The organism is Streptomyces sp. GESEQ-4, from assembly GCF_017948455.1.
Lineage (GTDB): Bacteria > Actinomycetota > Actinomycetes > Streptomycetales > Streptomycetaceae > Streptomyces.
The window spans coordinates 17,865-34,982 of record NZ_JAFFSU010000033.1; the positions used below are offsets into that span (position 1 = coordinate 17,865).

A 17,118-nucleotide genomic window follows, 5' to 3' on the forward strand; every position below is an offset into this window, starting at 1 on the left:
CGGCCTCGCGTCACTACGGGTACGGGCGCACGGTTTGCCACTGTGCGCCCGGCCAAGTAACGGGGGGCCTTCCGAGCCCTGCGCCAGGGAGGAAACGAACCATGGCCGTGAGCCGTAGCCGTCGTCCGCGCATAGCCATCGTCGCCGCCGTCGCGGCCGTCGGGCTGACAGTCGGACTCACCACCGGCTGCGACGCCGTCAACAAGGCACTGGACTGCGTCCAGACCGCCGACGCCATCGCCGACAGCGTCACCGACCTCCAGCAGGCCGTGGAGAGCGCCGCCAACGACCCGACCCAGCTCGAGGAGTCCCTCAACTCCATCGACCAGAACCTCGACAAGATCGGCGACAAGACCGACGACGCCGACGTCAACAAGGCGGTGGACGACCTCCAGCAGGCCGTCACCAACGTCCGCGACGCCGTCAAGAACGGTGACGAGACCCCCGACATCAGCCCGGTCACCGACGCGGCCGGCGAACTGACGAAGGTCTGCACGCCGTAAGACACGGTCGACCGGGCCGGGATACTGGACGCCATGACCCGCCTGATCCTCGCCACCCGCAACGCCGGAAAAATCACCGAACTCAAGGCGATCCTCGCCGACGCAGGCCTGCCCCACGACCTCGTCGGCGCGGACGCCTACCCCGACATCCCCGACGTCAAGGAAACGGGCGTCACCTTCGCCGAAAACGCCCTACTGAAGGCCCACGCCCTCGCCCAGGCAACGGGCCTGCCCGCCGTCGCCGACGACTCGGGCCTCTGCGTCGACGTCCTGAACGGCGCACCCGGCATCTTCTCCGCCCGCTGGTCCGGCCGCCACGGCGACGACCGCGCCAACCTGGACCTCCTCCTCGCCCAGCTCTCCGACATCCCCGACGAACACCGGGGGGCTCACTTCGCCTGCGCGGCGGCGCTCGCGTTGCCGGACGGGACGGAGCGCGTGGTCGAGGGACAGCTGCGGGGCGTGCTCCGGCACACACCGGTCGGCACGAACGGCTTCGGCTACGACCCGATTCTCCAGCCGGAGGGGGAGACGCGGACGTGCGCCGAGCTGAGCGCGGAGGAGAAGAACGCGATCAGCCATCGGGGGAAGGCGTTCCGGGGGTTGGTGCCGGTGGTTCGGGAGCTGTTGGGCTGAATACTGGTGCGGCCGGAGGGACTCGAACCCTCACGGGAGTTACCCCACTGGGACCTAAACCCAGCGTGACTGCCAATTCCACCACGGCCGCCCGATGATGCTGCCCGGTCATGCTACTGGCCGGGCAGCACGGTCAGATCCCCAGATCCTTGATGATCTTGGCCACGTGTCCGGTCGCACGGACGTTGTACAGCGCCCGCTCCACCTTGCCCTCCTCGTCCACGATCACTGTCGACCGGATGACGCCCATGTAGGTCTTGCCGTAGTTCTTCTTCTCGCCGTAGGCGCCGTACGCCTCGATGACGGTCTTCTCGGGGTCTCCGACCAGCGTGACCTTGAGGTTTTCCTTCTCGCGGAACTTGGCGAGCTTTTGGGGGGCGTCGGGGGAGATGCCGATGACGTCGTAGCCGGCGCCGGCCAGCGCGTCCAGGTTGTCCGTGAAGTCGCAGGCCTGCTTCGTGCAGCCGGGGGTCAGGGCGGCCGGGTAGAAGTAGACGATGACCTTGCGGCCCTTGTGGTCGGACAGGGAGACCTCGGTGCCGTCGGCGTCGGGGAGGGTGAAGGCGGGGGCGGTGTCCCCGGGCTGCAGTCGCTCAGTCATTCCGCCAGAGTAACGGGGGGTCCTGACAGTGCGGTCGGCGTAAGAGCTGACAGACTGTCCGGAACAGCGCAGCACCAGACTTCGGAGGCCGTACGGTGGCGGACACCTCGGACACCAGAACCCCGGCGCAGATCGAGGCGGACATCAAGCATCGCCGTGACGTGCTGGCCGAGACGCTCGACGAGATCGGGGTGCGGGTGCATCCGAAGACGATCGTCGGGGACGCCAAGGCCAAGGTCGTCTCCAATGTCGATCGCACCCTCGGTCGGGCCTATGTGGGCGTCAATCGGGTCGTGAGCGATGTGAAGGGGCAGTTCGTCGACGGCGCGGGTGCGCCCCGGCTCGAGCGCATCGTGCCCGTCGCCGTCGTCGCGGTCGGGCTCGTGGGGCTGCTGGCCCTGGGCAGCCGGCGCCGTAAGGGCTGACCCGGCGGCTTACGGACAGGTCGAAGGCAGGTAGGTTCGGGGCGTGAGCGCCAACAGAAACGAGCACAGCACCCAGGACGACAAACTGCCCATCCGGATGCTGCACGACCGTGTACTCGTGCGGCAGGAGACCGGTGAGGGCGAGCGGCGGTCGGGCGGGGGCATCCTGATTCCCGCCACCGCGGCGGTCGGGCGGCGGCTGGCCTGGGCCGAGGTCGTCGCGGTGGGGCAGAACGTACGGACCGTGGAGCCGGGCGACCGGGTCCTGTACGACCCGGAGGACCGGGCCGAGGTGGAGGTGCGCGGCATCGCCTACGTGCTCATGCGCGAGCGCGATCTGCATGCCGTGGCCGCGGACCGCTTCGAGGGATCCGAAGACTCCACGGGGCTGTACTTGTAACTCGTAGAACAACTGCATGAGGGGCTGGTGACCATCGTCACCAGCCCCTTTCCGTCACTTTTCAGTCATCAGTCACTGGAAGAGCGGTGGGTCCCCGCCCGCCGACGTCCCCTCTGTCGTCCCGCCGCCCGTGTCGCCGCCGGTGTCGCCGCCCGTCGTGTCGCCCGTCGTCCCGCCGGTCGACGTGTCGCCCGTCGTACCGCCCGTGCTCGTGTCGCCCGTCGTGCCGCCATCGGTCGTGGTGCCGCCGGTGGTGGTGTCTCCGGTGGTGCCCCCGTCGGTTGTCGTCCCGCCGGTCGTCGTGCCGCCCGTGGTGGTCGTGCCGCCGTCGGTCTGGCCCTGGGTGTTCTGACCGCTGGTAGTGGTGCCGTCGGTGGGCTGTCCGGTGGTCTCGTCGTCGGTCGGGGCGTCCGGGTCCGGGTCGGCGGGCGGCTCGCCCGTCGGCAGCTGCGGTTCGTCCGCGCCCTCCTGGAGCTGGAGGTCGAAGTCGCTGACCGGGGTGCCTTTCAGGGCGTCCTTGGTGAACTGGGCCCAGATGTCGGCGGGCGCGCCGCCGCCGTTGATACGGGGCTCGCCCATCGCGCCGTACAGGGGCTTGTGCGCGGCCGTGACCGGGTCCTGGCCCATGACGGAGACGACCGTGGCCAGGTCGGGGGTGTAGCCCGCGAACCAGGCGGCCGTGTCCTCCTCCGCGGTGCCGGTCTTGCCCGCCGCCGGGCGGCCGGCGGCCTGGGCGGCGGTGGCGGTGCCGTTGTCGACGACGCTCTGCAGCATCGACGTCGTGGTGTCGGCGGCCTCGCGGGTGACGACCTGCCGGGTGGAGCGCTTGGGCAGGTCCACGACGTCCGCGCCGTCCTTGGTGATCTTGTTGATCAGCGTGTACGTGCCGTGCTTGCCGTGGTTGGCGAGGGTCGCGTACGCCTCCGCCATGTCGAGGACGCTGGCGGTGGCCGGGCCGAGTGCGATGGACGGGGTCGAGGTCAGGTCGGGGGTGGTGCCCGGGATGCCGAGGTCGACGGCGGTCTGGCGGACCTTGTCGGGGCCTACGTCGACGGCCATCTGCGCGTACACCGAGTTGACGGACTTGTCGGTGGCGGTGCGGACGGTGATGTCGCCGTAGTTGACGTCGTCCTCGTTCTCGGGGGCGTAGGAGCCGCTCCAACCCTGGACGGGGCGTTCGCTGGTGCCGTCGTAGATCGTGTTCGGGGTGATGGGGCGGCCGTCCTGGGTGACGGACTCGTTCTCGACGGCGGAGGTGAACACGAACGGTTTGAAGGTGGAGCCGACCTGGAAGTCGCGGCGGGTGGCGTTGTTCGTGTACTGCTTCACGTAGTCGATGCCGCCGTACATGGCGACGACCTTGCCGGTCTTGGGGTCGACGGCGGCGCCGCCCGCGCGGACATAGGTGTCGACCTTGTTGTTCTTCTTGTCGAGCTTGGACATCAACTGGTCGTCGACGGCCTTCACGAAGGCGTTCTGCCGGGTCTTCTGCAGGGTGGTCGTGATGCGGTAGCCGCCGGTGTCCAGTTCCTCCGCGGTGACGACCTTGTTCTGGGTGAGGTAGTCCTTGATCGCGGCGACGATGTAGCCGCGCTGCCCGGACATGCCGGTCGAGACGGTCTGTTCCTTCGGCATCGGGAACTTCAGGCCCGCCCGGTCGGCCTTGCTCAGCCAGCCCTCCTTGACCATGCCGTCGAGGACGTACCGCCAACGGCCCTCGGCGGCGGCCTTGTTCTCGGGGTGGGCGACGACGTCGTACTCGCTGGGCGCGTTCAGCAGGGCGGCGAGGTAGGCGCCGTGGGCGGCGTCGAGGTCGTCGGCGTCCATGCCGTAGTAGGCCTGGGCGGCGGCCTGGATGCCGTAGGCGTTGCGGCCGAAGTAGCTGGTGTTGAGGTAGCCCTGGAGGATGTCGTCCTTGCTCTCCTCCTGGTCCAGCTTGATCGAGATGAAGAACTCCTTCACCTTGCGGGTGACGGTCTGTTCCTGGGCCAGGTAGTAGTTCTTGACGTACTGCTGGGTGATCGTCGAGCCGGACTGCTTGCCCTTGCCGGTCGCCGTGTTCCAGGCGGCGCGGACCATCGCCTTGGGGTCGATCGCGGACTCGGAGTAGAAGTCGCGGTCCTCGGCGGCCAGTACGGAGTGCTGGGCTTCCTTGGAGATCTGCGCGAGGGTGACGTTCTCCCGGTTGACCTCGCCGTCACGGGCGAGCTGACTGCCGTCCGCGTAGAGGTAGATGTTGCTCTGCTTGGTCGCGAGCGCGTTCGCGGGCGGGATCTTGACCAGGGAGTAGCCGAGGAAGAACAGGCCGGCCAGCAGCAGTGTCCCGATGACGCAGGTGCCGAGCACCATGCGCCAGGTCGGGATCAGGCGTCGCCAACCGGTGCGCTCGGGACGCTTCTTGCCAGGGTCCGGCTGGTGCGGCTGCGGCTGGTCGTTCATGTTGTGCACGGACTCCTGTTTTACGTCGTACGTTCCCGTACGCCCTCGTACGTCTTCTGTGCCCCCTGTTGAAGACTGCCGCACCCGCCGATCAGTTCCCTGCCTCGGCACGCGTCGGGCCGGGAAAATACGTGGCAGTCCGCGTCGCCGTCGCACTAGGCTCCTGCGCTTCGGTGCCGGGCGCGGGCGAGGAGGGCGTGGGTGTGGGCTCGGTGCGGTTGTACGCGGCCGTGGCGGCGGGGAGTTTCCGACGATACGCGACCTATCGGGTGGCCACGGCGGCCGGGGTGTTCACCAACACCGTCTTCGGGCTGATCCTCGTGTACACGTATCTGGCGCTGTGGGACGAGCGGCCGGATCTGGGCGGGTACGACCAGGCGCAGGCCGTGACCTATGTGTGGCTGGGGCAGGCGCTGTTCGCGGCGCTGGCCATCCAGGGCGGCGGCTTCGAGAACGAGCTGATGGAACGCATCCGCACCGGTGAGATCGCGGTCGATCTGTACCGGCCGGCCGATCTCCAACTGTGGTGGCTGGCGAGCGACTTGGGGCGGATGCTGTTCCAGTTGGCGGGGCGTGGCGTGATCCCGTTCGTCTTCGGTGCGCTGTTCTTCCCGATGGCCCTGCCGGGGGACGTGGGCACCTGGGTGGCGTTCCTGGTCACGCTGTTGCTGGCGGCCCTCGTCAGCTTCGGGATCCGCTATCTGGCGGCGTTGAGCGTGTTCTGGCTCATGGATGCCAGGGGTGTCATGCAGGCCCTGATGGTCACGGGCATCTTCTGCTCGGGCATGACACTGCCGCTGAACGCCTTTCCGGACGCGCTCGGTGACGTGGTCCAGGCGTTGCCGTGGGCCGCGCAGTTGCAGGTCCCGGCGGATGTGCTGATGGGGGAGACCGGCCCGCTCGGGGCGTTCGTCTTCCAGGCGGCGTGGGCGGTGGCACTGCTGGCGGCGGGGCGGCTGTTGCAGTCGGCGGCTACGCGGAGGGTGGTGGTGCAGGGTGGGTGAGACGAGCCGTCTGGTGGACGGGGTGCGGGCCTATCTGCTGATCGCCGGGATGTGGATCCGGGCCGGCATGACCTACCGCGTCTCCTTCGTCGTCACGGTCTTCGGCAACCTTTTGCTGTCCGGGTTGGACTTCGTCGGCATCCTGCTGATGTTCTCGCAGGTCGACTCGCTCGGCGGCTGGACGCTGCCCGAGGTGGCCTTTCTGTACGGCCTGTCGGTGACGGCGTTCGGCATCACGGACCTGCTGCTCGGCTCGTCGGAGGGGCTGGGTGCCCGGATACGCGACGGGTCGTTCGACACGCTGCTGGTACGGCCCGTTCCGGTGCTCGCGCAGGTCGCCGCGGACCAGTTCCCGCTGCGTCGGTTCGGCCGGGTCATCCAGGGGTCGTTGGTGCTGGGCTGGGCGCTGTTCGCCGTCGACGTCGACTGGAGTGCGCCGAAGGTGCTGCTGGTGCCGGTGATGCTGGTCAGCGGCGCGGTGATCTTCGCGGCGATCTTCGTCGCGGGCGCGGCCTTCCAGTTCCTGGCGCAGGACGCCGCCCAGGTGCAGAACGCGTTCACATACGGCGGCACCACGCTGCTGCAGTACCCCCCGACCCTGTTCGGGAAGGACCTGGTGCGCGGGGTGACGTTCATGGTGCCGCTCGCCTTCGTCAACTGGCTGCCCGCGTCCTACGTGTTGGGGCGGCCGTATCCGCTCGACCTGCCGACGTGGGTGACGTTTCTGTCGCCGCTCGCCGCCGGAGTGTGCTGTGCGTTGGCGGGTGTGGTGTGGCGTGTGGGGCTTCGTTCGTACCGGAGTACAGGGAGTTAGGGCCAGTGACAGAGGGTTTCATCGAGCTCGACCGGGTCGAGAAGGTCTTCGTCGTCCGCAAGAAGGCCGGCTTCCTCAAGCGTGAACGCCGTGAGGTGCGGGCGGTCGACTCGATCACCTTCTCCGTGGCACGCGGCGAGATGGTCGGCTACATCGGTCCGAACGGTGCCGGGAAGTCGACGACGATCAAGATGCTGACGGGGATCCTCACGCCGAGCGGCGGCCGATTGCGGGTCGCGGGCATCGACCCGTCCCGTGAGCGCACGCGTCTCGCCCACCGGATCGGGGTGGTGTTCGGGCAGCGTACGACGCTGTGGTGGGACCTGCCACTGATCGACTCGTACAGTCTGATGCACCGCATGTACCGGATCCCGGACGCCCGTTACCGCGAGAACCTCGACCGCTGCGTCGAACTCCTCGAACTGGAAGCCCTGTTGGACGTACCGGTACGCCAACTCTCGCTCGGCCAGCGGATGCGCGGCGACATCGCGGCGGCCCTCCTCCACGACCCCGAGGTGCTCTACCTCGACGAGCCGACGATCGGCCTCGACGTCATCTCCAAGGCCAAGGTCCGGGAATTCCTGCGGGAGTTGAACACCGAGCGCGGCACCACGGTCCTGCTGACCACGCATGACCTCCAGGACATCGAGCAGCTGTGCTCCCGCGTGATGGTCATCGACCACGGGCGTCTGATGTACGACGGCCCGCTCGCCGGCCTGCACGAGGCGGGGGAGAGCGAACGCACCCTGGTGGTGGACCTGGAGCGGGAGCTTCCGCCCATCGAGGCGCCGCCCGCCAGGGTCGTACGGGTGGAAGGGCCGCGCCAGTGGCTCGCGTTCCCGGCGTCGGAGTCGGCGGCGCCGCTGGTGGCGCGGATCGCGGCGGAGTATCCACTGGTGGATCTGTCGGTGCGGGAGCCGGACATCGAGGCCGTGATCGCGAAGATGTATGAGGAGCGGGCGGCCGCATAGTGTCCGGGCCGTCGAACTCGTAGGCTGAGGGATATGACGGACGATGCCCCGGAACTGCGTGCTTCCGACGCCGATCGTGAACGAGTCGCCGAGGTGCTGCGGGACGCCCTGGCCGAGGGGCGGCTCGACATGACGGAGTTCGAGGAGCGGCTGGACGCGACGTACAAGGCACGGACGTACGGCGAACTGACGCCGATCACCCGTGACCTGCCCGCCGCAGGGGTGACCCCGCCGACCGTCGACATGCTCAAGAGGCCCGAGCAGGGCGGGAGTTGGGCCCAGCGGATCGTCGGCGGCGAGGGCTCGTCCACGTGGGCCGTCGCCGTGATGTCCGGCTTCCAGCGCAAGGGACGCTGGACCGTGCCCAGGCGGTTCAACTGCTTCGCCTTCTGGGGCGGCGGTGAGATCGATCTGCGCGAGGCGAACTTCGCGGACCGTGAGGTCGAGATCAACTGCATCGCGATCATGGGCGGGATGACGGTGATCGTGCCGCCAGGCGTCGAGGTCGTCGTCCGCGGGATCGGCGTCATGGGCGGCTTCGACCAGGGCGAGGAGGGCGTGCTCGGGGACCCCGGGGCGCCTCGTGTGATCGTCACCGGGTTCGCCTTCTGGGGCGGCGTGGGTGTCGAGCGCAAGCTGACCCGGGCCGAGAAGCAGCGGTTGCGGGAGGAACGGCGGCAGGGGCGGTTGGACCGGAAGGCGTCGAAGCGGGAGCTGGCGGAGTCCTACCGGGACGACATCCAGGACGCTCATCGGCGGATGCTGGACGGGCATCGGAGCCTGATGCACGACCGGCATGAGGAGCGGCGGGAGCGGCGTCGGCGCGGGGAGGACTGAGCCGGGGTCGCCAGTTGCCCGGCGTTGGCGTCGGCCGGGGGTGGGTCGCGCAGCCCGGCGCTTACGGGGTGCCGCCTGCGCCCACCCGTGCCGCCCCAGGCGGCACGCATGCCCGCAGCAAGGGGGGAGCTACAGCTTGGCTGGTGCTCCGCCCTTCAAGTCGTCCAAGTTGAACGCGTCCGCTAGCCGCTCGTACCCCTTGTCGCTGGGGTGCAGATGGTCCCCGGAGTCGTAGTCGGGGCGGAACTTTCGGGGGTCGTACGGGTCTCGTACCGCTTCGTCGAAGTCGACGACCGCGTCGAAGACGTGGCCCGCGCGGATCTCCGCGTTGATGGCCTGGCGCACGCTGTCCCGATCGGCGGAGTAGCCGATGTGTCCGCCGAACGGCATCAGCGTCGCCCCGATGACCTTCAGCCCGCGCGCGTGGGCCTGCTGGACGAGGGCGCGCAGGCCGTCCAGGATCGCGTCGGGGTCGGCGTGGCCGCGGTTGCGGAGGATGTCGTTCACGCCGAGGTCGATGATGACGACCTTGACGTTCGTGCGGCTGAGGACGTCACGGCCGAAGCGGCCGAGGCCGGCCTGGTTCTCGGCGGGGCGGCCGAACCCGTTGGCGAGGACCTGGTTCCCGCCGATGCCCTGGTTGACGACGCTGTAGCGCGGCACGTCGTCGCCGTCCTCGGCCGCCTCGCGCAGCCGGTCCGAAAGGAGGTCGGGCCAGCGGTTGTTGGCGCCCGTGGAGGAGCCGACGCCGTCGGTGAGCGAGTCGCCGAACGCGACGATCGTGCCGTTGGACTCGTTGCTGAGCACGTCGAGGGCGGTCAGATAGCGCCAGTACTCGACCTGCTGGGTGTACGGGGCACCGGTGACGTCCTCGGTGAGGTCGCCCTGGGCGGCGTACGAGATCTGTCGTGAGCGCGGGTGGTAGGTGACCGGACCGGTCGCGGTGGGGGAGTACGTGGTGACCAGTACGTCGCTGTCGTGCGGGACAGTGATGCGGACGGCGTCGCTCATCGTCTGCTGGCCGGCCGGTACGACGACGCTGGTGCTGCCGTTGAAGGTCACCCTGCTCATCGTCCCGGGTGCCGCCGCCGCTGTGTCGTCGCCGGCCGCTATGGCGATGGACGCGTGCGTGATCGTCAGCGGGGACTGGCCGTAGAGGTTGGAGAGGGTGATCCGGGCGAAGGTGCCGCCCGCGCTCGTGTGCACGACGTTGCGTACTGAACGGTTCGCCAGGCCCGTGATCTCCGTGCCGGGCTCGGCGCCGACCGGGGACGCGGACCAGGTGCCGACCCAGGTACCGGTGGAGGCGGGCTCGGCGGGGCTGCGCGGGGTACGGGACCCGGCGAGGTTCTCCTTGCTGCCGCCGCTGCCGTCACCGGCGGCGACGCCGACGTATATGGCAGCGGACATTGCCACGATCAGGGCGACGATCGCGGCAAGCAAGGCGCCGTGCTTTGTGGGGGAGGCCCCCAAACCCCCCACGGTCTTCCTGGCCATGCGGTGCGTGCTCCTCGGGTGGGTTGGGAGCCCGAGGCTCCGATGTGATCATCACCCATGATGAGGCATGGGTAGGGAGGTAGTGGAACAGACCCCCCGTTCCGCCACCCTGATTTCTCCCTGATGTTCCCTCGCCCGTACAGACGGCGGGAACTCTTGTTCCGTTCCAGGAGTCGGTCAGGAAGGGACAATGAGAAGTACGAGGGGCCGCGAACGGGTGGAGTGGATGGAACGTACCAAACCTGACGAACCGCGCGCGATGACGACGTTCAGCGCCGCGGACGAGGAGAAGCAGCGCGGGGTGCGCCGTATGAAGCTCACCGCTGCCGGGCTGCTGCTGTTCGTGGCGGTGGTGTACATCCTGGCCAAGTGGGCCGCGGGCGAGGGCGCCGGTCCCTGGGCGGGGTATGTCGCCGCGGCCGCCGAGGCGGGCATGGTCGGTGCGCTCGCCGACTGGTTCGCCGTGACCGCTCTCTTCCGGCGCCCGCTCGGGCTGCCCATTCCGCACACCGCGATCATCCCGACGAAGAAGGACCAGCTGGGCGTCTCCCTGGGGGAGTTCGTCGGCGAGAACTTCCTCTCCCAGGACGTCGTACGGCAGCGGCTGCGGGCCGTCGGGATCGGGAGCCGGCTGGGCGCGTGGCTCGCGGAACCGGAACATGCCGACCGGGTGACCGCCGAGCTGTCGGCCGCTCTGCGGGGTGCGTTGACCGTGTTGCGGGACTCCGATGTGCAGGCCGTGGTGGGGGAGGCGATCACGCGGCGGGCCGACGCGCAGGAGATAGCGCCCGGTATCGGGAAGATGCTGGAGAAGGTCGTCGCCGACGGGGGGCACAGGAGGGTCGTCGATCTTGTCGTCACGCGTGCGCACGACTGGCTCGTGCTGCATGACGAGCAGGTCATGGACGCGGTGGAGGGCGGGGCTCCTGGGTGGACGCCGCGGTTCGTCGACAAGAGGATCGGTGAGCGGGTCTACAAGGAGCTGCTGCGGTTCGTGACCGAGATGCGGGACATGCCGTCCCATCCGGCGCGGGGTGCGCTCGACCGGTTCCTCACCGACTTCGCGTCCGACCTCCAGTCCGACACGGACACGCGCGCGCGTGTCGAGCGGCTGAAGGGGGAGGTGCTCGGGCGGGGCGAGGTCCAGGACCTGATCGCGTCCGCCTGGACCGCCGTACGCTCCATGATCGTCTCGGCGGCCGAGGACGAGCGCAGCGAGCTACGGCTCCGGGTGCGGGCCTCGCTGCTGTCCCTCGGGGCGCGGATGGCGGACGAGTCCCGGCTGCAGGGCAAGGTCGACAGCTGGGTGGAGGGGGCCGCGGTGTACGTCGTCTCCACGTACCGCAAGGAGATCACCTCCCTGATCACCGACACGGTCGCCGGGTGGGACGCGGAGCACACGACGCGGAAGATCGAGGCGAACATCGGGCGCGATCTGCAGTTCATCCGGATCAACGGCACGGTGGTGGGGTCGTTGGCGGGGCTGCTGATCTACACGTTGACGCGGGTGGTCGGGGCGTAGCGCTCCGCTGAAAGCGCCGCGATGGGCACGTCGGTCCGCTGCGGCGCCGTTGTGGCTGGGCGCGCCCACGCGGCGGAGCCGCATATTGATACAGCCCCGCGCCCCTTCGGGGCGCTATGGGACCGCAGCCGACCTGCTTAAGTACGTCTGAGTACGCGTACTCTGTCGAACGCCGGTCCGGGGGAGAACCCTCGTATGCATGACCGAGAAGACCGAGAAGCTGCTGAGCCCTCTGCGGACGTGCTCCTGGCCGGAACGCTGGCTGACCCGCGCGCTCGGCGCGGGGCTCGCCGCGGCGGCGTACCTGGTCTGCATCCCGTGGGACCTGCGCAACCGCGTCGAAACTCCGGGCTCTGTCAATGAGACGACGCCTGTGACGGGCGTGGGCGTGATCCTCCTGGCCGTCGCCCTGCTGCTCCTGGCGGCGTACTTCGGCCACCGCGACGACCTGGCCTGGCCCCTGCTCCTGGTCGCCGCCCCGCCCGTCACCCTGATGTACATCTCCCTGCGCACCCACCCCGGCCCCCCGGACGGCTTCGCCGGCGCCTGGCCGCTGGCCTGGGCCTTCTTCACCCTGGTGATAGCGGCGGGGGTGCTGATCGCGGCGACGGTGGGCCGGGCGTTCCGCCGGGACGGGGAGGACTGGGCGCCTCCGCTGTAGCTGCGGGCATTCGTGCCGCCTGGGGCGGCACGGGTGGGCGCAGGCGGCACCCCGTCAGCGCCGGGCCGCGCGACCCACCCCACGCCAGCCACCGTGCCGGGTACCTACTGGCTCCGCCGGACCCGGTCACGCCGACGCATGAACAGCACGCCCCCGGCAACCGCGGCGACCCCCGCCGCGGCGGTCCAGCCGACGACCTCGTTGGAGCCCGTGGCCGCGAGATCCCCGTCGGAGGCGACAGGCGACGCGGATGACGGGGCCGATCCCTGCGGACGGGGATCCGAGCCACCCGCGGGAGCAGACGCGGAAGGGGACGCCGTAGCCGACGGGGACGGGCTAGGGGACGCCGACGTGTCCTCGGACCTGTCCCGCGTGAACGCCAACGTACCGAAGCCCAGTTGGTCGAACCCCCCGCTGTTGGGCCCGTAGTCCCCGCCCCCACCCTCCGGCGCGGACTTCGCGGCGGCCTGGGTGAGGTAGGACGCGGACATGCCCCGCCGCTTGGTGTAGTGGTTGGCGATCATCGCCCAGATCGGACGGGTGGACGCGGGATCGACGGGCGCGGCCTCAGTCACGGTCTCACGGCCCGACCACCCGTTGATGGCGCCCTTGTCCCGAGTGTTCGCGGTGTAGGGAACGTCGCCGCCCATGCTCCACTTGGCGACGTACTGCGCGCCCTTGAAGAACCGGTTGTCGTCGTAGCCGTACAGGTCGATCCCCTGGTTCCACGCCATCTCGCAGAACGTGCCCATCAGGCCGACACCGAGCAGCGCGTGCCCCTGGTCGCGGCCCGCCTCCAGCCACTCCGCGAGCCCGTCGTCGTACACGACGGGGATGGCGTTCTTGATGGAGCCGAGCCCCTCGCCGTGCTTGAAGTACTCGACGGCGCGGGCGACTTGGGCCTTGTCGTCGCAGAAGATGCCGGTGGCCAGGACGCAGCACATGGCGGTGAGGTCCCAGTTGGTCCAGTAGTTGGAGATGACGGCGCCGTTGTGCCGGACCAGGAAGTCGTCGCTGACCGTTCCGAAGACGGTGGACAGCATCTCCTGGGCCCGGGCGAGCTCGAAGTCGGGGTGGTCGCGGACGAGTTCGGCGGCGTTGGCGAACTGGTAGCCGTAGAGGCCGGCGGCCAGGAAGCGGTCGGCGTTGCCCCCGAGCGCGGTGAGCTCGGCCGACCAGGCGTTCAGGATCGCCACGGCGGTGTCGAGGTGCGCTTCGTCGCCGCTGATGTGGCCGCGCAGGGCGTTCTGGTAGGCGGCGTGGATGTCGTTGTAGAGGGTCGCGTAGTTCTGGCCCTCGCCGCCGCGGACGACGGTGGCCAGCGGGTTGGCCGTCCAGCCGCTCTGCGCGTGACGGTTGGCGGTCAGCTTGGCGAACCCGGCGGTGTAGGGCGCGGCGCCCGCCTTCACCTTGGCCGCCATACGGGCCAGGTCGGTACGGGTGTGCAGGAGGCCGGGGTGCGCGTAGGCGCCGGCCGCCGCTGCGGGGGTGGGGATCGCGGCCGTACCGATACCGACCGCTCCGGCTGCCACGCCCGTGGCCTTGAGCATGCTCCGGCGGCTGATCTGTCGTGTCACGTGACTCATTCCTCGCGTGCCTGCGGCTGGGGACGGTCAGGAGACGGGAGGAGACTGTGGGGAATAACAGAAAACCGACGCCGATGAGGAGCCAGCGTCCGATGACCATTCGCAGGATCGTCCCCAACGTGCAGGTCGCGTCCGAGGAAGCGATGAAGGCCGGCGGTGATTTCTACGGTCTTCTCGGCTTCGAGGAGGTCATGAACATGGGCTGGGTGGTGACGCTCGCGTCCCCCGCCAACCCCACCGCCCAGATCAGCCTCTTCACCGAGGAGCGCACCGCACCCGTCGTCTCCGACCTGAGCGTGGAGGTGGACGACGTCGACGCGGTGTACGCGCGTGGCGGCCTCGGGCGCGGAGATCGTACGGGAGCCGCGGGACGAGGAGTGGGGCGTACGACGCTTCTTCGTCCGGGATCCGAACGGGCGGGTAGTGAATGTACTGAGTCACCAGGCCTAGCCACCTTCACTGACGTCGCTGACGTCGCACGCTCAGGAGCCCTTCACCCATGACCCACCCCGCACGCCGCCCCCTCCCCGACCGCGCCCAGCGCCCTCCGATGGGCTGGAACAGCTGGGACTGCTACGGCACCACCGTCACCGAGGAAGAGGTCCTCGCCAACGCGGAGTTCATGCGCGAGCATCTGCTGCCGCACGGCTGGGACACCGTCGTCGTGGACATCCAGTGGTACGAGCCCACAGCCCGCGCCCACGGCTACAACCCCGACGCCCCCCTCGTCCTCGACGCCCACGGCCGTCAACTCCCCGCCCCGAACCGGTTCCCGTCCGCGGCCGACGGCGCCGGATTCGGGCCGCTCGCCGAGCGTGTGCACCGACTGGGCCTGCGTTTCGGCCTGCACATCATGCGCGGCATCCCGCGCCGCGCCGTCGCCGCCCGGCTGCCCGTCGCGGGCACCGGCTTCACCGCCGACGAGATCGCCGACACCGGCTCCGTATGCCCGTGGAACAGCGACAACTACGGCCTCGATCACGACCACCCGGGCGCCCAGGCGTACTACGACAGCCAGGTCGCCCAATTCGCCCGCTGGGGCGTCGACTTCATCAAGGCCGACGACATGCTCTTCCCGTACCACGAGCGGGAGATCTCCGCCTACGCCGAGGCCATCGCCCGCAGCGGCCGGCCCATCGAGCTGAGCCTGTCACCCGGTACGGACGTCTCCCTCGCCCACCTCGGCCATCTGCGGGAGACGGCCACGATGTGGCGTGTCTGCGACGACCTGTGGGACCGGTGGGAGGACGTGGAGGCACAGTTCGGCCGGATGGCCAGGTGGGCACCCTGGCAGGACGAACGCGGCTGGGCCGACGCCGACATGCTGCCGCTCGGCCGCGTCGGCATCCGCGCCGAGCGGGGCGAGGACCGCCTGTGCCGTCTCACCCGCGACGAGCAGATCAGCCTGCTGAGCCTGTGGCTGATCTCCCGTTCGCCGCTGATGATGGGCGGCGATCTGCCCACCAGCCCGGCTCAGACCATCGCCCTGCTCACGAACGACGAGGCGCTCGACGTGCTGTGGCACAGCAGGGGCAACCGCGAGGTGCTGCGGGAGAGGGACCTCGTGCTGTGGACCGCCGACGACACCGACGGACGTACGCGCTACGCGGCCGTGTTCTCGCTGGCCGACAGCCCCGAGAAGGTCACCGTGCCGCTCGGCTCCATAGGCGCCCGGCCCGCCGACTGCATCCGCGAACTGTGGACCCACACGGACATCACCCACGACGGCCACAGCCTCCACGCGGAGCTGCCGGCGCATGGCTCGGCCCTGTACCGCCTCACCCCGCCGTGACTCAGCCCCGCCGGTCCGCGACCGCCCACGACGCGAGGGCCACGGCACCCGCGACACCGAAAACGGCAGGCCAGGCGCCCACCTTCTTCGCGAGCGGGTGGGAACCGGCGAAACCGGCGACATACGCGGCCGTCAGCGCGCCGGCGGCCTTCCCGCCGGCCTGCTGCCGCCACTGCCGGGCGGCCGCGGCCCCCGCGACGACCAGTACCGCACCGCCCAGCTCCCGCTTCCTGGTCCACCGCGCCACGCCGTACCCACCGACGAGCCCGCTCGCGGCGACCACCGCACTGGGCACCTTCGCCATGCCTGCCTCCAACCGCCCAACCGCTCACGACCGATACACAGCGAGGCTAACCCGCACGCTGCGTGAACAGCTGAACCTGAGTCGAGGCTTGTCAAGTTTTCTCCCGGAAGCTATATAAGAAGCCGTAGGGCATCGCACCCGCAGCGCCTGATGAGAGAAGTGACCCGTGATGCTCATGCGCACCGACTCCTTCCGCGAGTTCGATCGCCTCGCGCAGCAGGTCTTCGGTGACAGCCGCCCCGCGATGGCGATGGACGCCTACCGCTCCGGGGACGACTTCATCGTCCACTTCGACCTGCGCAGAGGACCCGTTTGAAGACGCTCACCACCCCGGACGGCACCCACATCGCCTACCGCGACCAGAGCCCGCCGCCCACCCCGCAGGCCCCCGACCCCGTACTCCTCCTGCACGGCCTCGCGGGTCACATGGGCGAGTGGGACGACCTGGCGCGGCGGCTGCTGGACGAGGGCCGCCGGGTGGTGGCGTACGACGCCCGGGGCCATGGCGCGAGCACGCGCCGCCCGCCGACGATGAGCCGGGCGGCCTGCGTCGCGGACGCCGTGGCCCTGGTCGAGGAGCTGTCCCTCGCTCCCGTGACCCTGATCGGCCAGTCCCTGGGCGGACATACGGCCCTGCTGCTGGCCGCCGCGCACCCCGCCCTCGTGAAGTCCCTGATCCTCATCGAGGCGGGCCCGGGCGGCCCGAACCCGGACCTGCCCTCCCGTATCGCGGCCTGGGTGGACAGCTGGCCGACGCCGTTCCGCTCGCCGGCCGCGGCCCAGGCGTTCTTCGGTCACGAGGCGTGGGCGGCGAACGTGGAGGAGCGGGAGGACGGCTGGTACCCGAGGGTCGACCGCGACACAATGATCGCGGCCGTGACGGAACCGGCCGCGCACGACTACTGGGACGACTGGACCAGGATCACCTGCCCGGCGCTCGTGATCCGAGGAGCGGACGGCACGATGCCCGAGCGCGACCATAGGGACATGCGGGCCCGCCGCCCGACCCGTACGGCCCTCGAAGTGATCCCGGCCGCGGCTCACGACGTACATCTGGACCAGCCGGAACGCCTGCACGCGGCCGTTCGTGCTTTTCTCTGAAGAACTCTGAAGAACAGCGAGTGAA

17 protein-coding genes, 1 tRNA gene and 2 pseudogenes are annotated in these 17,118 nt (G+C 69.7%); 14 read left to right on the top strand and 6 right to left on the bottom strand.

Features of this window, described 5'->3' with window-relative positions:
* The first annotated feature begins 101 nt into the window (after nt 1-101).
* Complete coding sequence (locus KCH48_RS37475; protein WP_210581785.1) at nt 102-503, top strand: hypothetical protein; 402 nt, start codon at nt 102-104, stop codon at nt 501-503.
* 33 nt (nt 504-536) lie between these two features.
* A complete protein-coding gene (rdgB, locus tag KCH48_RS37480) occupies nt 537-1,139 on the top strand; it encodes an RdgB/HAM1 family non-canonical purine NTP pyrophosphatase (RefSeq protein ID WP_210581787.1) in 603 nt (200 codons plus the stop codon).
* A 4-nt stretch (nt 1,140-1,143) separates the two neighbouring features.
* On the opposite strand, the gene KCH48_RS37485 is transcribed toward rdgB, so the two are convergent.
* Nucleotides 1,144-1,230 (bottom strand) — tRNA-Leu (locus tag KCH48_RS37485).
* Nucleotides 1,231-1,272: 42 nt separating this feature from the next.
* Entirely contained in the window at nt 1,273-1,740 is a 468-nt protein-coding gene (gene bcp, locus KCH48_RS37490; RefSeq protein ID WP_210581789.1) for a thioredoxin-dependent thiol peroxidase, read from the bottom strand.
* A 95-nt stretch (nt 1,741-1,835) separates the two neighbouring features.
* Here bcp and KCH48_RS37495 point away from each other — a divergent pair, with 95 nt between their 5' ends.
* Entirely contained in the window at nt 1,836-2,165 is a 330-nt protein-coding gene (locus tag KCH48_RS37495) for a DUF3618 domain-containing protein (RefSeq protein ID WP_210581792.1), read from the top strand.
* Nucleotides 2,166-2,208: 43 nt separating this feature from the next.
* Complete coding sequence (locus tag KCH48_RS37500; protein ID WP_210581794.1) at nt 2,209-2,565, top strand: co-chaperone GroES; 357 nt, start codon at nt 2,209-2,211, stop codon at nt 2,563-2,565.
* Between the two features lie 72 nt (nt 2,566-2,637).
* On the opposite strand, the gene KCH48_RS37505 is transcribed toward KCH48_RS37500, so the two are convergent.
* Entirely contained in the window at nt 2,638-5,004 is a 2,367-nt protein-coding gene (locus tag KCH48_RS37505) for a transglycosylase domain-containing protein (RefSeq protein WP_210581796.1), read from the bottom strand.
* Between the two features lie 203 nt (nt 5,005-5,207).
* Between KCH48_RS37505 and KCH48_RS37510 the strand changes: the two genes are divergently transcribed.
* Genes KCH48_RS37510 through KCH48_RS37525 form a run of 4 tightly spaced genes read left to right on the top strand, consistent with a single transcriptional unit; the run spans nt 5,208 to nt 8,630 of the window.
* Nucleotides 5,208-6,008: an ABC-2 family transporter protein gene (locus tag KCH48_RS37510; RefSeq protein WP_210581880.1), complete on the top strand. Its 801-nt coding sequence runs from the start codon at nt 5,208-5,210 to the stop codon at nt 6,006-6,008.
* Nucleotides 6,001-6,822: an ABC transporter permease gene (locus KCH48_RS37515; protein WP_210581797.1), complete on the top strand. Its 822-nt coding sequence runs from the start codon at nt 6,001-6,003 to the stop codon at nt 6,820-6,822. The genes KCH48_RS37510 and KCH48_RS37515 overlap by 8 nt, the downstream gene beginning before the upstream one ends.
* 5 nt (nt 6,823-6,827) lie before the next feature.
* A complete protein-coding gene (locus KCH48_RS37520; protein ID WP_210581800.1) occupies nt 6,828-7,793 on the top strand; it encodes an ATP-binding cassette domain-containing protein in 966 nt (321 codons plus the stop codon).
* 33 nt (nt 7,794-7,826) lie between these two features.
* Entirely contained in the window at nt 7,827-8,630 is an 804-nt protein-coding gene (locus KCH48_RS37525) for a DUF1707 domain-containing protein (protein WP_210581802.1), read from the top strand.
* Between the two features lie 129 nt (nt 8,631-8,759).
* On the opposite strand, the gene KCH48_RS37530 is transcribed toward KCH48_RS37525, so the two are convergent.
* Nucleotides 8,760-10,127, bottom strand: a complete 1,368-nt coding sequence (locus KCH48_RS37530; RefSeq protein ID WP_210581804.1) for an SGNH/GDSL hydrolase family protein — start codon at nt 10,125-10,127, stop codon at nt 8,760-8,762.
* A 226-nt stretch (nt 10,128-10,353) separates the two neighbouring features.
* Between KCH48_RS37530 and KCH48_RS37535 the strand changes: the two genes are divergently transcribed.
* Nucleotides 10,354-11,649, top strand: a complete 1,296-nt coding sequence (locus KCH48_RS37535) for a DUF445 domain-containing protein (protein WP_246886485.1) — start codon at nt 10,354-10,356, stop codon at nt 11,647-11,649.
* Between the two features lie 199 nt (nt 11,650-11,848).
* Complete coding sequence (locus KCH48_RS37540) at nt 11,849-12,310, top strand: hypothetical protein (RefSeq protein WP_210581806.1); 462 nt, start codon at nt 11,849-11,851, stop codon at nt 12,308-12,310.
* A 104-nt stretch (nt 12,311-12,414) separates the two neighbouring features.
* Here KCH48_RS37540 and KCH48_RS37545 read toward each other — a convergent pair whose 3' ends face one another.
* Entirely contained in the window at nt 12,415-13,860 is a 1,446-nt protein-coding gene (locus tag KCH48_RS37545; RefSeq protein ID WP_210581884.1) for an alginate lyase family protein, read from the bottom strand.
* A 128-nt stretch (nt 13,861-13,988) separates the two neighbouring features.
* Between KCH48_RS37545 and KCH48_RS37550 the strand changes: the two are divergent.
* Both KCH48_RS37550 and KCH48_RS37555 read left to right on the top strand, forming a co-directional pair.
* Nucleotides 13,989-14,346, top strand: a pseudogene (locus KCH48_RS37550) (VOC family protein).
* Nucleotides 14,347-14,395: 49 nt separating this feature from the next.
* On the top strand, nt 14,396-15,688 hold the full coding sequence (locus tag KCH48_RS37555) for a glycoside hydrolase family 27 protein (protein WP_246886486.1): 1,293 nt from the start codon (nt 14,396-14,398) through the stop codon (nt 15,686-15,688).
* Nucleotide 15,689: 1 nt separating this feature from the next.
* Here KCH48_RS37555 and KCH48_RS37560 read toward each other — a convergent pair whose 3' ends face one another.
* The gene (locus KCH48_RS37560) at nt 15,690-15,992 is read right to left on the bottom strand and encodes a hypothetical protein (RefSeq protein ID WP_210581808.1); all 303 of its coding nucleotides are present in this window, start codon (nt 15,990-15,992) and stop codon (nt 15,690-15,692) included.
* A 169-nt stretch (nt 15,993-16,161) separates the two neighbouring features.
* On the opposite strand from KCH48_RS37560, the pseudogene KCH48_RS37565 reads away from it, so the two are divergent.
* Nucleotides 16,162-16,290 (top strand): annotated as a pseudogene (locus tag KCH48_RS37565) (Hsp20/alpha crystallin family protein); the annotation flags it as partial.
* Between the two features lie 14 nt (nt 16,291-16,304).
* Complete coding sequence (locus tag KCH48_RS37570) at nt 16,305-17,093, top strand: alpha/beta fold hydrolase (protein WP_210581810.1); 789 nt, start codon at nt 16,305-16,307, stop codon at nt 17,091-17,093.
* The last annotated feature ends 25 nt before the right edge of the window (nt 17,094-17,118 follow it).

What these genes read in the sequence shown, in the direction of transcription:
- KCH48_RS37475 (WP_210581785.1), top strand. Translation starts at nt 102, where the DNA reads ATGGCCGTGAGCCGTAGCCGTCGTCCGCGCATAGCCATCGTCGCCGCC.
- rdgB (WP_210581787.1), top strand. Translation starts at nt 537, where the DNA reads ATGACCCGCCTGATCCTCGCCACCCGCAACGCCGGAAAAATCACCGAA.
- bcp (WP_210581789.1), bottom strand. Translation starts at nt 1,740, where the DNA reads ATGACTGAGCGACTGCAGCCCGGGGACACCGCCCCCGCCTTCACCCTC.
- KCH48_RS37505 (WP_210581796.1), bottom strand. Translation starts at nt 5,004, where the DNA reads ATGAACGACCAGCCGCAGCCGCACCAGCCGGACCCTGGCAAGAAGCGT.
- KCH48_RS37525 (WP_210581802.1), top strand. Translation starts at nt 7,827, where the DNA reads ATGACGGACGATGCCCCGGAACTGCGTGCTTCCGACGCCGATCGTGAA.
- KCH48_RS37530 (WP_210581804.1), bottom strand. Translation starts at nt 10,127, where the DNA reads ATGGCCAGGAAGACCGTGGGGGGTTTGGGGGCCTCCCCCACAAAGCAC.
- KCH48_RS37535 (WP_246886485.1), top strand. Translation starts at nt 10,354, where the DNA reads ATGGAACGTACCAAACCTGACGAACCGCGCGCGATGACGACGTTCAGC.
- KCH48_RS37540 (WP_210581806.1), top strand. Translation starts at nt 11,849, where the DNA reads ATGACCGAGAAGACCGAGAAGCTGCTGAGCCCTCTGCGGACGTGCTCC.
- KCH48_RS37545 (WP_210581884.1), bottom strand. Translation starts at nt 13,860, where the DNA reads ATGCTCAAGGCCACGGGCGTGGCAGCCGGAGCGGTCGGTATCGGTACG.
- KCH48_RS37555 (WP_246886486.1), top strand. Translation starts at nt 14,396, where the DNA reads ATGACCCACCCCGCACGCCGCCCCCTCCCCGACCGCGCCCAGCGCCCT.
- KCH48_RS37560 (WP_210581808.1), bottom strand. Translation starts at nt 15,992, where the DNA reads ATGGCGAAGGTGCCCAGTGCGGTGGTCGCCGCGAGCGGGCTCGTCGGT.